The 14,514-nt window shown below is 71.0% G+C and carries 14 protein-coding genes; 3 read left to right on the top strand and 11 right to left on the bottom strand.

Going from position 1 to position 14,514, the window contains the following annotated elements; translation table 11 throughout:
* Positions 1 to 114 precede the first annotated feature (114 nt).
* On the bottom strand, positions 115 to 1,836 hold the full coding sequence (locus ACK4UM_RS06860) for a 2Fe-2S iron-sulfur cluster-binding protein (protein ID WP_409797152.1): 1,722 nt from the start codon (positions 1,834 to 1,836) through the stop codon (positions 115 to 117).
* Positions 1,837 to 1,947: 111 nt separating this feature from the next.
* Between ACK4UM_RS06860 and ACK4UM_RS06865 the strand changes: the two genes are divergently transcribed.
* Positions 1,948 to 2,748 carry an SDR family NAD(P)-dependent oxidoreductase gene (locus ACK4UM_RS06865; protein ID WP_409797154.1) on the top strand — a complete coding sequence of 267 codons (801 nt, stop codon included), beginning with the start codon at positions 1,948 to 1,950 and terminating at the stop codon, positions 2,746 to 2,748.
* A gap of 325 nt (positions 2,749 to 3,073) precedes the next feature.
* Here ACK4UM_RS06865 and ACK4UM_RS06870 read toward each other — a convergent pair whose 3' ends face one another.
* A complete protein-coding gene (locus ACK4UM_RS06870) occupies positions 3,074 to 3,841 on the bottom strand; it encodes an SDR family NAD(P)-dependent oxidoreductase (protein WP_409797156.1) in 768 nt (255 codons plus the stop codon).
* Positions 3,842 to 3,879: 38 nt separating this feature from the next.
* On the opposite strand from ACK4UM_RS06870, the gene ACK4UM_RS06875 reads away from it, so the two are divergent.
* Complete coding sequence (locus tag ACK4UM_RS06875; protein ID WP_409797158.1) at positions 3,880 to 4,647, top strand: SDR family NAD(P)-dependent oxidoreductase; 768 nt, start codon at positions 3,880 to 3,882, stop codon at positions 4,645 to 4,647.
* Here ACK4UM_RS06875 and ACK4UM_RS06880 read toward each other — a convergent pair.
* Entirely contained in the window at positions 4,635 to 5,789 is a 1,155-nt protein-coding gene (locus ACK4UM_RS06880) for an NADH:flavin oxidoreductase/NADH oxidase (RefSeq protein WP_409797160.1), read from the bottom strand. The genes ACK4UM_RS06875 and ACK4UM_RS06880 overlap by 13 nt on opposite strands.
* On the bottom strand, positions 5,786 to 6,733 hold the full coding sequence (locus ACK4UM_RS06885) for a dihydrodipicolinate synthase family protein (RefSeq protein ID WP_409797162.1): 948 nt from the start codon (positions 6,731 to 6,733) through the stop codon (positions 5,786 to 5,788). The genes ACK4UM_RS06880 and ACK4UM_RS06885 overlap by 4 nt, the downstream gene beginning before the upstream one ends.
* A gap of 184 nt (positions 6,734 to 6,917) precedes the next feature.
* Here ACK4UM_RS06885 and ACK4UM_RS06890 point away from each other — a divergent pair, with 184 nt between their 5' ends.
* Positions 6,918 to 8,060 carry an NAD(P)/FAD-dependent oxidoreductase gene (locus ACK4UM_RS06890; protein ID WP_409797163.1) on the top strand — a complete coding sequence of 381 codons (1,143 nt, stop codon included), beginning with the start codon at positions 6,918 to 6,920 and terminating at the stop codon, positions 8,058 to 8,060.
* A gap of 27 nt (positions 8,061 to 8,087) precedes the next feature.
* On the opposite strand, the gene ACK4UM_RS06895 is transcribed toward ACK4UM_RS06890, so the two are convergent.
* The 7 genes from ACK4UM_RS06895 to ACK4UM_RS06925 form a co-directional block, all read right to left on the bottom strand.
* On the bottom strand, positions 8,088 to 9,071 hold the full coding sequence (locus ACK4UM_RS06895) for a TRAP transporter substrate-binding protein (protein ID WP_409797165.1): 984 nt from the start codon (positions 9,069 to 9,071) through the stop codon (positions 8,088 to 8,090).
* 26 nt (positions 9,072 to 9,097) lie between these two features.
* Positions 9,098 to 10,369, bottom strand: a complete 1,272-nt coding sequence (locus ACK4UM_RS06900) for a TRAP transporter large permease (protein ID WP_409797167.1) — start codon at positions 10,367 to 10,369, stop codon at positions 9,098 to 9,100.
* Positions 10,370 to 10,372: 3 nt separating this feature from the next.
* The gene (locus tag ACK4UM_RS06905) at positions 10,373 to 10,900 is read right to left on the bottom strand and encodes a TRAP transporter small permease (protein ID WP_409797168.1); all 528 of its coding nucleotides are present in this window, start codon (positions 10,898 to 10,900) and stop codon (positions 10,373 to 10,375) included.
* A gap of 305 nt (positions 10,901 to 11,205) precedes the next feature.
* A complete protein-coding gene (locus ACK4UM_RS06910) occupies positions 11,206 to 12,054 on the bottom strand; it encodes a sugar phosphate isomerase/epimerase family protein (protein WP_409797170.1) in 849 nt (282 codons plus the stop codon).
* 13 nt (positions 12,055 to 12,067) lie between these two features.
* A complete protein-coding gene (locus ACK4UM_RS06915; RefSeq protein ID WP_409797172.1) occupies positions 12,068 to 12,799 on the bottom strand; it encodes an SDR family NAD(P)-dependent oxidoreductase in 732 nt (243 codons plus the stop codon).
* A complete protein-coding gene (locus ACK4UM_RS06920; protein WP_409797174.1) occupies positions 12,799 to 13,581 on the bottom strand; it encodes an SDR family oxidoreductase in 783 nt (260 codons plus the stop codon). The genes ACK4UM_RS06915 and ACK4UM_RS06920 overlap by 1 nt, the downstream gene beginning before the upstream one ends.
* A 28-nt stretch (positions 13,582 to 13,609) precedes the next feature.
* Complete coding sequence (locus tag ACK4UM_RS06925) at positions 13,610 to 14,512, bottom strand: dihydrodipicolinate synthase family protein (RefSeq protein ID WP_409797176.1); 903 nt, start codon at positions 14,510 to 14,512, stop codon at positions 13,610 to 13,612.
* Positions 14,513 to 14,514 lie beyond the last annotated feature (2 nt).

Here is a 14,514-nt window from a genome sequence, read left to right on the forward strand (position 1 = left end):
CGGATTATTCTTCCGTGCGCTGTTATCCCGGACCGCGAAGCGGACCCGGGATGGCAGCCTCGGAAAGCTTCACGAACGCTCACATACGCCCTCGCCCCCACCGCTCGGGCCCGCTCACGCACCCGCCCGCTCGTCCGCCTCCAGCGCGGCGGCGAGATCGGCGAGGCTTACGGGCTTGAACGGCACGCGCGGGGCGAAGAACGACATCTCCTCGATCGGCCGGTCCGCGCGCTCCGCGAGACGCTCGGCGACGAGGCTCGCGCAATAGCGGCCTTGGCAGCGGCCCATGCCGGCACGCGTGCGCCGCTTGATGTCGCCGAGCGTGCGGCTGCCCTCGTCGATGGCGGCGTCGATGGTCGCGAGGCTCACCTCTTCGCAGCGGCAGACATGGGTGTCGGCGGCGGGCCGACCGAGCGCGGGGAGCGGCGCCGCGTAGACCCGCCAGAGCGCCTTCTGGAAAGCCCGATGGCGGGCGAGGCGCCCGCGCGCCGCGGCGATCGCCGCCTCCTCGACGCGATGCCCGAGCGCCGCCGCGGCCGCCGCGCCGGCGATCGTGCCCTCCTCGCGGGCGGCGGGCGCGCCGCCGAGACCGCAGCAATCGCCGACCGCGTAGACGTCGGCCAGGCTCGTCAGCCCGTCCGCGTCGCGGATCGTCGCGAGCATGCGGCGGGCGGAATCGTATTCGTGGCGGGCGCCGAGCGTGCGCAGGATCTCGTTGCCGGGCAGGAAGCCGTAGCCGCAGGCGACGACGTCGACCGGCTCGTGGCGGCGGACGTCGCGGCCCGCATCGCCGCTCGCGCTGCTCGTCGCGACGAGGCCCTCGGGCGTCGCCTCGATCGAGACCAGCGCGCGGTCGTTCGCGATCGGCACGCGCAGGCGCCGCGCGGCCAGCACGTAGGAGAGGCCGTCGCGCACGAGGCGAGGATCGTTGCGCGCCATCGCCAGGAGCGCGCCGGCCTCGCGGATGCCCGGCGCCGCGGCCGCCTCGAGGATGCCGACGACCCGCGCGCCCGCCCGCGCCGCCTCGATCGCGACCTGGAGATTGAGAGGGCCGTTGCCGGCGAACAGGATCCGGTCGCCGGCACGAACCCGGTAGCTGCGAAGCAGCGTCTGCACCGCGCCCGTCGTCATCACCCCCGGCAGCGTCCAGCCCGGCACGGGGAAGGCGCGCTCGTAGGCGCCGGCCGCGACGATCAGCTTGGCCGGCGTGACGACGAGCGGCCCCTCGGGGCCGATCGCCGCGAGCTCGCGCGGGGCGAAGGCGCCCCAGACCATCGTCTCGGAGAGGATCGTCGCCCCCGCCTCCCGCGCGGCGGCGACGAGCTGCCGTCCGGCCTCGAATTGCGCGTCGGCGCCGGGCTCGTCGGGACCCGCCACGGCGTCCGCGGGCTGCTTGTAATACTGGCCGCCGGCCTTCTTGCGCTCGTCGAGGACGATCACCGACGCCCCGGCGCGCGCCGCCGCGATCGCGGCGTTCAGCCCTCCCGCGCCGGCGCCGACGATGGCGACGTCCGGCGAGAGCCGCCGCAGCGGGCGCGGGGCGGCAATGGGAGCGGCGGCGGTTCCGGCGAGGGCCGCCTGGCGGCGGACCTCCTGCGCGCCCGCGACGCTCGTCATGCAGGCGCGCTGGTTGGCCTGCCCGTCGACCTCGACGAGGCAGTCCTGGCAGACGCCCATGCCGCAGAACAGGCCGCGCCCGGCCCCGCCGCGGGTCTCGCGGAAGACGCGCACGCCCGCCCGCGTCAGCGCCGCCGCGATGGTCTCGCCCGCCCGCGCGGGGATCTCGGCTCCCTCGAAGCGGAGCGTGGCGTCGAGGGGACGGTCGGTGGGGGGCATCGGCGGGCTCGCGCGCACAGGAGGGTTGGCCGTTCGGCGCCGCGATGAGGGTTCTCGTGCGGCGATTTGTGCGTTATCCGTACAAGCGTACGCTTAATGGGGAGTTCGTCGATGGTCAACCCGGTGAAGGACACGCCGGCCGCCGAGGCGCCTTCCGGCATCGGCGGCCTGCTCGCGGGGCGCGTGGCGCTCGTCACCGGCGCGGCCTCGGGGCTCGGCGCCGCGATCGCCCACGCTTATGCCGCCGCAGGCGCGCGCGGCACGGGCCTCGATCGCGATGACCCCGCCGAGGCCCTGCCGCCGGGCTGGCGGGCGGCGCGGGCGGACGTCACCGTCGAGGACGAGGTCGCCGCGGGGCTCGCGCAGGTCGCGGCGGCGCATGGGCGTCTGGACGTCCTCGTCGCCAATGCGGGCATCGTCCCGCCCTGGGCGGAGATCGCGGCGCTCGATCTCGGCGAACTCGACCGGGTGATGGCCGTCAACCTGCGCGGGGTCGCCGCCTGCCTCAAACACGCCGTGCCGCTGATGCGGGAGCGGGGCGGCGCGATCGTGGTGATGGCCTCGCTCAATGCCCACCGGGCGCATCCGCGCCAGGCGATCTACACCGCCTCGAAGCATGCCGTCCTCGGCCTCGTGCGCGCGGCGGCGGCCGATCTCGGCCGCTACGGCATCCGCGTCAACGCGATCGGGCCGGGCCCCGTGGCGACGCCTGCGCTGATCGCGCGCGTCGAGCGCCGCGCCGCCGCGAGCGGAGAGCCGCCCGAGGCGGAACTCGCCGCCATGGCCGCGCAGACCCATCTCGGGCGCATAGCCACGCAAGCCGACGTCGCCGGCACCGCGCTCTACCTCGCGAGCGACCTCTCGTCCGGCCAGACCGGGCAGCTGCTCTGCGTCGATTGCGGCATCGGGTGAGGCGATGCGCGGTTCTCGCGAGATCTGCGCAGGGGACTGCGATCGAGTGGCGCCGCCGCTCTCCTTCTTTCCCGTCCCGTCATTCCGGGGCGCGAAGCGAGCCCGGAATCCAGAACCCCAACGCTCGTTCGAGCGCGCATGCGCGCTCGTTCTGCAGACCGACGCACCTGATGCGTCGACGGACGCAGCCTATAGGCTGCTCATCCGACGTGGTGGATCTGGCTTCCGGGCTCGCTTCGCGCCCCGGAATGACGGCGTGGAGGTACGAGGCGATGTGCTCCCAAGCTCTGATGGAAGGAGAGCCGCCTCGAACCCGCCACCCCCCTCACGGATGGGGGATCGTCGAGCCGCCGTCGATCGCGAGCACGGTGCCCGTCACGAAACCGGCCTGCGGGGAGGCGAGGTAGAGGACGGCCTGCGCGACCTCCTCGGGCGTGCCGAGGCGCCCGATCGGGAGCCGCGCCGCGTGCGCCGCGAGCCCTTCCTCGAGCGGTTGCCCCGATTGCACGACCGAGCGCTCGAGCATCTCGGTGCGGATCGGCCCCGGCGCGACCGCGGCGACCCGGATGCCGGCGGGCGCGAAATGCAGGGCGAGCTTGCGCGTCAGGTGGACGAGCGCGGCCTTCGTGGTGCCGTAGACGATCGATTGGGGGTTGGCGAGCGCGTGCATCTCGGAGGCGATGGTGACGATCGCCCCGCCCGCGCCCATCCGCCCCTCGCAGGCGCGGGCGGCGAAGAAGGGGGCGATCAGGTTGACGTCGAGCATCTCGCGCCAATCCTCGAGGCTCGCGTCGGCGAGCCCGCGGCGGCGGGAGAAGGCGGCGTTGGCGACGAGGACGTCGAGCCCGCCGAGACGCTCGGCGCTCTGCGCGACCGCCCGCTCGGCGGCCGGCGGATCGGCGAGATCGGCGCGCACGAAGATCGCCCGCGCGCCCGCATTCGCGAGTGCCGCGCAGGCCTCCGCGCCCGCCGTCTCGTCGCGACCGACGAGCGCGAGCGCGGCCCCCTCGCTCGCGAATCCTTCCGCGATCGCGCGGCCGATGCCCTTCGCGCCGCCGGTCACCACGACGCGCCTGTTCTCGAAGCGTCTCATCCCGCATCCTTTCCGAAGACCCCTACAGGAGCCACGCCATGATCGATCTCGCCGGCAAGACCGTCCTCCTCACCGGCGCGTCCAAGGGCATCGGTGCCGCGACCGCGCGGGCGCTCGGCGCCGCCGGATGCCACCTCGTCGCCCATTACGGCGGCGACCGCGCCGGCGCGGAGGCGGCGACGGCGGAGCTGCCGGAGGAGCGCAAGCTCCTCGTCGGGGCCGACCTGTCGCGCCCCGAGGAGGTCGAGCGGCTCTGGCGGCAAGCGCAGGATTGGCGCGGGGGCGTCGACGTCCTCGTCAACAACGCGGCGGTGATGCTCTCGGGCGGCGGCATCGACGCGGACGATTCGGCCTGGGACGAGACCTGGGAGCGCACGCTCGCGATCAACGTGCTCGCCCCCGCCCGCCTCCTGCGCCGCGCGGTCCACCATTACCGGGCGCGCGGCGGCGGCATCGTGGTGACGATCTCGAGCTGGGCCGCGCAGCGCGGCTCGACCAATGCGGACCACCTCGCCTATGCAGCGTCGAAGGCGGCGATCAAGGCGGCGACGCAGACGATCGCGCGCGCCTGCGCGAAGGAGAACATCCTCGTCTACATCGTCGCGCCCGGCGTCGTGCGCACCAAGATGTCGGAGGATTTCGCGGCTGGCATGGGCGGGGAGGCGCCGGTGACGGCGGGCCTCGCCATGGGCGAATGGGTGCCGCCGGAGGACATCGCCAATCTCGTCGCCTTCCTCGCGACGGGAGCCTCGCGCCATCTGAGCGGCGCGACGCTCGACGTCAACGGCGCGACTTACGTGCGCTGAGGCCATGGCGGGTCTCGTGGATCGAGCGAGACCCGTCCGCGGCGGCGCAGGTAGAAGGCGTAGGGCTCGGGCAGGACGCCGTCGGCATCCTCGACCCCGAGCGCCTGGGCGGCGTGGAAGGGCCAGTTCGGATCGGCCATCAGCTCGCGCCCGAGCGCGATCAGGTCCGCCTCGCCGGCCTCCAGGATCGCCTCTGCCTGGTGCGGGTCGACGATGAGGCCCACCGCCATCGTGGCGACGTCCGCTCCGCGGCGCACGCCCCCCGCGAGTGGGACCTGATGGCCCGGCGCGGGTTTCGACCCCGCTCCCGCGAGCGCCACGCCGGTGAGGATGCCGCCGGAGGAGCAGTCGATCACGTCGACGCCCTTGGCCTTCAGCGCGCGGGCGAGCGCGATCGTGTCGTCGAGCGTGATGCCGCCCTCCGTGCCGTCGACCGCGCTCGCGCGGTAGAAGACGGGCTTGTCCGCCGGCCAGACGGAGCGGACGATCTCCGTGATCTCCAGGACGAACCGCATCCGCCCCTCGAGATCGCCGCCATAGGCGTCCTCGCGGCGATTCGAGAGCGGCGAGAAGAAGGTGTGCAGGAGATAGCCGTGCGCGCCGTGGATCTCGACGAAGTCGAGCCCGGCCGCGAGCGCGCGCCGCGTCGCGTCGGCGAATCCCTCGCGCACGCGCTCGAAATCGGCCGCCTCCATCGCCCGAGGCGCCGGCCAATCGGGGCGGTGGGGGAGGGCGGAGGGGGCGATCGTCTCCCAGGCCGGCTCCGGCCCGCCGGGCTCGAGCGGCCCCGCGCCGTCCCAGGGGCGTGCGGTCGAGGCCTTGCGGCCCGCATGCCCGATCTGGACGCCGCAGGCCGCGCCGAAGCGCCGGTAGAGCGCGGCGATCGCGCGCATGCCGGGGATGTGCGCGTCGTCGTAGAGCCCGGTGCAGCCCGGCGTGATCCGACCGTCGCGGGTGACGCCCGTCGCCTCGATCACGCACGCGCCGACGCCGCCGAGCGCGAAGCGCCCGTGATGGGCCATGTGCCAGTCCTGGATCGCGCCCTCGACGGCCTGGTACTGGCACATCGGCGAGACGACGATCCGGTTCTTGAAGCGCACGCCCCTCAGGTCGAGGGGCGTGAAGAGGATGGGGCCCGTCATTCGGCGGCCATCCGACCGTCGAGCTCGGTCATCAGCGCGTCGATCTCGCCGATGATCGCCATGATCTTCGACAGGCGCGCGCGGCCCTCCTCGCCCAGCGCGGCGAATTGCGTGAGGGGCGGGCGCACGTCGCCGACCGGGCAGCCGACGGCGCCGGCGAGCGCCTTCGAATAGCACTGATGGCCGTAGGTGGGGTGGCCCTCGGCGATGATGTGATCGAGCTTGGTGATCAGCCTCTGGATGCGCTGAGCGTCCTCGATCCGCCCCTCGACCAGGAAGTCCCAGATCCGGTGCGAGGCGCGCGGGATGTAATTGCCGTAGGGGTTCACGTAACCCACTGCGCCGAGCTTGAAGCTCTCGACGATCCGCTCGCCGGCGAAGACGTTCATCACCCCTTGCGTCTCCTCGACGATGTCGTAGACGCGCGCCACGTCCATGCTCGCTTCCTTGATGTAGCGGATCTGCGAGAAGGCGCGGGTCAGGCGCCCGACGAGCTTCGCCGACATGTCGACATTGGAGGTCACCGGATTGTTGTAGAGCATGATCGGCAGGCCGACGCGCTCGCAGATCGCGGCGTAATAGCCGAAGATCTCGTCCTCGGTGGGGGTGTAGTAATAGGGCGGGATGATCATCAGGCCGTCGGCGCCGAGCTCCTCCGCCTCGCGCGAATAGCGCACGGCGTTGGGCGTGTAGGCGTTCATCGTGCCGACGAGGACGTCCATGCGCCCGGCGACGTGCTCGACCGTGGTGGCGACGAGCGCGCGCCGCTCTTCGTCGGTGATCGTCAGGAACTCGCCCGTCGTGCCGAGCACGATGATGCCAGGCACCCCCTGGGCGATCTGCCAATCGAGGAAGCGCTTCTGCGCCTCGAGATCGACGGCGCTCCCGTCGGCTGTGAACGGCGTCACCGAAACGGTATAGCTGCCGCGGAACTCTCTGCTCATGACCTGCTCCTGGTGGGGTATTCGGATCGCCTGCGCGCAAGGGGCCGCGCCCGCCTCCCTTGCAAGGCGAGCAACGTCGGGATCGGCACTCTCGATGGGCGATGAGGACCTGATTTGCGAACACTTGTTACCATACCGCACAGAATGGTGTAAAGCGCGGAGCAGGATCGGGAGGAGATCGCGCGTGATCGATGTGGTGGTCGTCGGGGGTGGTCTCGCCGGTGCGGCGAGCGCCTATTACCTCGCCAAGGAAGGCGTCGCGGTCGTGCTCCTCGAGCGCGGAGATCTCAACACGCAGGCCTCGGGCTCGAATGCGGGCTCGATCCACGCGCAGATCCCGCACGAACCCTTCGTCACCAAAGGTGAGGATTGGGCGCGGACCTTCGCGCCGACGATCCCCATCATGATGGAGGGCATCCGGCTGTGGCGGGAGGTCGAGGCCGAGCTCGGAATCGACCTGGAGGTCGCCACGCCCGGCGGTCTCCTCGTGGCGGCGAGCGAGGCGCAGATGCGCGAGGTCGTCGCCAAGGCGCGGATCGAGCGCGAGCAGGGACTTCCCGTCGAGATCCTCTCGCGGGCCGACCTGCACGCGCTCGCGCCCTACGTCGCGGACGACCTCGTCGGCGGGGCGCTGTGCCCGATCGAGGGCAAGGCCAACCCGCTCGCGGCGGTGCCGGCCTTCGCCCGTGCGGCCGAGCGCCTCGGCGCGCGCATCGAGCGCTTCACGAGCGTGCGTGCGATCTCCCGCGAGGGCGGCTCTTTCGTCGTGGAGACGAGCCGCGGGCGCGTCCATGCCCGGCGGATCGTGAACGCGGCCGGCGCCGATGCGGCGGCGGTCGCGCGCATGGTCGGCGTCGCGCTGCCGCTCGAGGCGCATCCGATCCAGGTCACCGTCAGCGAGCCGGTGGCGCCGATCGTGCGGCACCTCCTCTATTTCGCCGGCGGCAAGCTGACCCTCAAGCAGACGCCCGTCGGCTCGCTGCTGATCGGCGGCGGCTGGCCGTCGCGGCTCGATCAGGAAAGCGGCCTTCTGTCGCCGGACCCCGCCTCCCTCGGCGCCAATCTCGCGCTCGCCTGCCGCGTGGTGCCGGGCGTCGCGGGGGCCCGCGTGGTCCGCACCTGGCCCGCCCTCGTCAACGGCACGGACGATTGGCGCCCGATCCTCGGAGAGCCGCCGGGCGTGCCCGGCTTCTTCATGGCGATCTTTCCCTGGATGGGGTTCACCGCCGGGCCGATCGCGGCGCGCCTCGTCGCCGACCTCGTGGTCGGACGCCGCCCCGCGATCGACATCGCGGCCTTCGCTCCGGGTTCCTCGCGCGCGGCGTGAGGCTCCCGGAGCGGACCAGTCTACCGATTACCGCTGCCGGCCGGCCTCGATGATCTCGAGGAGCTCGCGCGCCTCCGGCACGTCGGCGAGGATCACGTCCCAGGAGGGGCGCGCCGCCTCCGCGAACGGGGCGAGATCCGGCTCGATCACCGTCACGCCGCGCTCGCGCACGATCTCGAGGCCCTTGCGGTTGAGCTCGAGATGGGCCTCGATGCCGTGGGCGATCGCCTCGTCGGCGGCGGTCTGGACGATCTCCTGGAGATCCTCCGGCAGCCCGTCGAAGAACGATTTCGCCAGCACGAAGACCGTGGTCGACTGGTGGGCCTTGGTGAGCGAGTAGTACTCGACCACCTCGACGAAGCGGTCGGCGACGATCGAATCTGGGGAGATCTCGAGGGCGTCGACGACGTTGTTCTGCAGCGCCATGAACACCTCGCCATAGGCCATCGGCGTCGGCTGCGCGCCCATCACCCGATAAGCCTCGACGAAGCCGGGGGTCGGCAGGACGCGGATCTTGAGGCCCTGCAGGTCCTCCACCGTCTCGACCGGGCGGCGCGAGGCGACCGAGCGCTCGAAGATCGCGCCCCAGCCGAGCCCGTGCATGCCGAATTCGTGCAGGAAGTCGAGCATCTCGCGCCCGGTCTCGCCCTGGAGGACCTCGTAGGCCTCCTCCGAGCCGGTCCACAGGTAGGGCAGCGACAGGACGCGGAAGGCGGGCACCACCGTCTCCAGCGACGAGCCGCCGACGAAGCCGCCGGTGAGGACGCCCGTGCGGAACGATTGGATCGCCCGGGTCTCGTTGCCGGCCTGCGCGCAGCACTGGACCTCGACCGCGATGCGCCCGTTGGAGCGCTCCTCGACGAGCTCGCCGAAGCGGGTGAGGATGATCTGGTAGGCGCTCTGCTCGCTGAGCACGTGGGCGAGCGTCATCTGGTGCTCTTGCGCGCCGGCCGGCGCCGCCACGAGGGCGGCGGCGAAGGCGCCGGCGAGGATGTTGCGGGTGAGCTGCATCGTGTCCTCCGGAGGTTTTCGTTGTGTCAGCGCAGCAATGCCAGCGAGAGCGCCGGCACGTAGGAGATGACCATCAGGTTGAGCACCAGGACGGCCAGGAACACCGCGAGCGGGCGGATCAGCTCTTCCATGCCGATCTTCGCGATACCGCAGGCGATGAACAGGTTCACGCCCACCGGTGGGGTCACCATGCCGATGGCGAGATTGACGATCATGATCAGCCCGAAATGCACCGGGTCGATGCCGTAGGCGACCGCGATCGGGGCGAGGATCGGCGCGAGGATGATGATCGCCGCGAAGGTCTCCATGAACATGCCCACGACGAGCAGGAACAGGTTCACGAGGAGCAGGAAGACGAGCGGGTTGTCGGAGACGCTCGTGAGCATCGCGGCGATGGTCTGGGGCGCGCGCAGGATGTTGAGCGAGAAGGCGAACATCGCCGCGAAGGCCACGATCACCATCACCACGGCGGAGGTGATCGCCGCCTTGGCGAAGATCGACGGCAGGTCGACGATCGCGATCTGGCGATAGACGACGACGCCGAGCAGGAGCGCGTAGGCGACGGCGACGACGGCCGCTTCCGTCGCGGTGAAGATGCCGCCGAAGATGCCGCCGAGGATGATCACCGGCATCAGGAGCGACAGGAACGCGCGCCGGAAGGCGCGGGCGACGTCCGGCACGTAGCGCGTCAGCTCGAAAGGCGTGCGCTGGCCGTAGCCCTTCGCCCAGGCGGTGACGGTCGCCACCAGGATGAGCGAGCTGCCGATCAGGAGGCCCGGTATGATGCCGGCGACGAACAGATCGCCGATCGAGACGCCGGCGATGACGCCGTAGATCACCATCGGCACGGAGGGCGGCAGGATCACGCCGAGCTCGCCCGACGAGGCCGTCGTCGCCGCGCTGAACGGGCGGGGATAGCGCTGGCGCTCCATCTCCGGGATGAGCATCGCGCCGATCGCGGCGGCGGTCGCCGCCGAGGAGCCGGAGATCGTCGCGAACATCATCGACGTGAGGACCACGGCGGCCGCGAGCCCGCCGGGGAGCCAGCTCACGAGCGCGACGGCGAAATGGACGAGCCGCTCCGCGATCCCGCCGAACTGCATCAGCCGACCGGCGAGCACGTAGAGCGGCAGCGCCATGAGCGCGAAGGAATCGAGGCTCTCGAAGACGACCTGCGGGATCGCGACGAGGGGGATGTTGCGGCCGTACAGCGTCGGCAGCGGCGCGATCCCGAGCGCGAGCGCGATCGGCACGCCGGCGGTGAACAGGACGATGAGGAGCAGGAGGAGCGCGCCCATGCCTCACGCCTCCGCGACGTCGTCGGCGGCGAACCGGATGTCGCGCCGCTCGACGAGGCTCTCGAGGACGAGGGCGAGCGAGTTGAGGATCATCAGGGAGGCGCCGACGGGCATCGCCCAATAGACGATGCTCTTGCGGATGTTCATCACCGGGCTCGTCTCGGTGCGGCCGAGTTCGACGAAGGGCAGGCCGACATGGACGAGGAGCGCGAAGAAGGCGATCGACAGGGCGATGGTGGCGTAGCGCACGGGAATTCCGATCCGGGCGGGCAGCGAGCGCACGACGAATTCGAGCGCGATCAGCTGCGCCCGTCGGCAGCCGATCGCCGCGCCGAGGAACACCATCCAGATCAGGCAATAGCGCGCGAGTTCTTCGGTCCAAGGCGCACTGATGTTCACGCCGAGGCTCGTCAGGACGAACCGGACGAGGACCTGATAGAACACCGCCGCGAACGTCGTCGCGAGCAATGCGCCCACCAGCACGGCGAGCGCGGCGTTGAGATGATCGACGGCACGCAGGATCGAGCGCACGCGCGCACCCTTTCTCCCCCGCACGCCGCTTTTCGAGCCGCGTCGGGCACGTTTGCTGCAGATTCGGCGCGGCACTCCGGACGAAGCCCGCAGAGGCCGCCTGATCGCGTCGTGCGATCCCGCGAATAGTTCCCGAAAGATAATTTGTGCGCAAGAGAGAAATTTGTTCGCTATGCGCACAAAATGCTCAGCAGCTCCGCCGGCCGTCGCTGGAGCTGCTCCGCTCGGGCCTCGCAGACTCGCCCCGCGCCGCGCCGCGTGCCAGTGACGCGCGCGCGAAAGCCCTGTGCGAGATTCCGCCCGACTCAACGCCGGGTCGGCGGCGCCTCCCAACCGTTGCGCGCGAGGATGGCGTGGCTCTCCGCGAGATCGCCATCGGGGTCGACGCCGGGCTTCGTCGCATCGGTGATGATCTCGAGCACGGTCAGGCCGTCGTAGCCGATCTTCTTCAGCGCGGCGGCGGCGGGTCCCGGCTCGACGATGCCGGTGCCGAGACGGTCGTGCTTGAACTCCGCGTAGCCCGAATCGGAGATGTGGACGTTCTTGATCCGCGCACCGAGAAGCTCGATCGCGCCGACCACGTCCTCCTTGATGTAGGCGGAGTTGCAGACGTCGAAATTGATGCCGATCGACGGGTCGATCTCGTCGGCGACCGCGAGCATGTCCTCGGCGGTCGGCAGGAAGGTGAAGGGCACGTTCTCGAGGATGAGCTCGACGCCCGAGCCCTTCGCGAAGGCGACGAGCTCGCGCATGCCCTCGACGAACCATTGCCGCTGCCAGGCGTCCGGCGGGTTGATCAGCGAGTTCACCGGCCCGGGGATCGCGACGACGTAGGGGCAGCCGAGATCGGCCGCGAACGCGATCGCCTCCTTGTAGCGATCGAGCGTGTAGCGGCGCATCAAGGGGCAGACGGAATTCGGGTTGTTGTCGAGGAGCGGGTAGCAGAAGCTCGTCACCGACAGGCCGTTGTCGGAGAGCCAATCGCGCATGGCCCGCCGCTCGGCCATGCTCATCGTCGCCGGCCAGCAATGGGGCGGAAAGATCATCAGCTCGAAGGCGGTGTAACCCTGCGAGGCGAGGTGCTTCAGGGCGTCGAGCCCCGAATGCGAATAGAGGAACGGGAAGGTGGACGCGGCGACGCGAAGATCGGTCATGACGGGTTCCTCCTCAATAGGACGCCTCGAGCCGCGTGTTGACCACGAGCTCGGAGATCGTTGCTGTGTCGGGAAGGCGCATCAGGAGGCTCACCAATTCGGCGACGGTCTCCGGCGCGAGCCTGTTGCCGGCGGGCGTCGCGCCGGGAACGGAGGCGATCATCTGCGTCTCGATCGCGCCGGGGCACAGAGCCGTCACCCGCACCCCGTCTTCCCAGGACGCGAACTTGGTTGCGTGCGACAGCGCGACGAGCGCATGCTTCGACATCACGTAACCGAGCGAGGCGGTCGCATCGCGCACGCGCTTGCCGTCGGTCGACGCGATGTTGACGATCCGCCCGTGCCCGGCCGCACGCAGATGCGGCAGCGCGGCCTTGGTGATGCGGTAGGGCGCCTTCACGTTGATCGCGAACAGCGCGTCGAGATCCGCCTCGCCGCCCTCCTCGAACGTCACCTTGCGGAAGATGCCCGCATTGTTGACGAGCCCGTCGAGCCGTCCGTGGCGGGCGATCGTCGCGGCGATCCAGCTTCCGGCCGTCTCGGCGTCCTCCGCGTCGAAGCGGTGGACGCTCGCGCGCTCCGGATCGAATCCGAGCCGGCGCGCGGTCGCGTCCGGATCGCGCACGCCGAGCGAGAGCGTGTACCCGTCGGCGTGGAGCCGCTCGGCGATGGCGCGCCCGAGGCCGCGCGAGGCGCCGGAGATCGCGACGACGCGGCCGGCGACGGGAAGGACGGGCGCATCCATCAGAACAGCCCCTGGTAGACGCCGCCGTCGTTAACGATGTTCTGCGCCGTCAGGAAGCCCGCCTTGTCGCCGCACAGGAAGGCGACGAGATCGCCGCATTCCTCCGGTGCGGCGAAGCGGCCGGCCGGGCAGGTCCGCTTGCGGTCCTCGACGATCGCCTCGTAGGTCGTGTTGCCGCGCGCGGCATGGCCGTGGAGATTGGTGTGCAGCGCGTCGGTGTCGAACAGGCCCGGCGCGACCGAATTGATCGTCACGTTGTGCGGGATCAGCTCGCGCGCCATCGCCGCGATCGCGCCCGAGAGCGCGAGCCGCGCCGAATGGCTGTGGGCGAAGCCCACCTGCGGGAACTTGATGAAGCTCACCGTGATCGAGACCACGCGGCCGAACCGACGCTCGCACATGCCGGGGGTCGTGCGCGCGATCAGGTCGATCATGGCGTGGAAATGCGCGTCCCACCACCAGAGCCAATCTTCCCGGCTCCAGGTGCGGAAATCGCCGGGCACCTGGCGGATGCCGGGATTGCAGACGAGGATGTCGGGCGCCGGGCAGCGCTCGATCAGCCGGTCGCGCGCGTCCTGCTCCGTCAGATCGCCGGCGACGAAATCCACCGCGACGCCGTGGGCGCGCGCGATCTCCTCGGCGGCGCGCGCGAGCGGCTCCTCGCGGCGGGCATTGAGCGTGAGGCTCACCCCCTCGCGCGCGAGCGATTCCGCGCAGGCCCGCCCGAGCCCCTGGCTCGCGGCGCAGACGATCGCATGACGTCCCCTGATCCCCAGATCCATGGTTCTCGCCCTTCTTGTTCTCGCACGCTCAGAGGAGGCCGAGCTCGACGAGCCCGCGGCGCAGGCCCGCGAGCGGCTCGCCCTCGAGCGGCTGGAGCGGAGGACGCGGGCGCCCGCCGCCCGCGAGCCCCATCATGTCCATCGCCGCCTTCGTCGCCGGATAGAGCGTGCGGCCCCCGCTCACGAAGAGGTCGGTGAGCCGGCGCCCGGTCGCCTGCAGCGCCTGCGCATCGCTCGTGCGGCCGTCCCGCGCGGCGTAGAAGAGGTCGAGGCAGCCGGTCCAGACGTTGGGGAAGCAATCGATCGTGCCGTCGGCACCGGCGACGACCGCCGGCACGCCGAAGACGGAGGACGGCCCGCAGAACACGCGCAACTCGTCTTTCACCGCGAGCAACATCGCGTAGAAATTGTTCCAGTCGCCCGAGCTCTCCTTGATCGCGAGGACCTTGTCGAGCGCCGCGAGCCGTGCCGCGAGCGCGGGCGAGACGGCGTTCACGGCGTTGCCGGGAATGTTGTAGACCATCACCGGCAGATCGATCGCCGCCGAGATCTCCGCGAAATGGGCGAAGATCTCGTCGTCGGTGAGCTTGACGAAGTAGGGCGGCAGCACGAGGACCCCGTCGGCCCCCGCCGCCTTCGCCGCGCGCGCGAGCCGGATCGTCTCCTGCGCCGTCACGCAGCCCGTGCCGACGATGGTCGTGCCGCGCCCGTCGACGGCGGCGACCGCGCTCGCATAGAGCCGCTCGCGCTCCTCGTGCGACAAGGCCCAGAACTCGCCCGTGCAGCCGCAGGCGACGATCCCCGTGGCCCCCGCCGAGAGGAGCCGATCGACATTGGCCGAGAAGGCGCGATCGTCGACCCTTCCGTCGGTGTCGAAGGGGGTGGTCATCGCCGGCATCGGCCCCATCCAGCTCACCGCATTCCTGTTCATGA

Origin of the sequence: Salinarimonas sp. (assembly GCF_046292825.1) — a bacterium.
Taxonomy (GTDB): Bacteria; Pseudomonadota; Alphaproteobacteria; order Rhizobiales; family Beijerinckiaceae; genus Salinarimonas.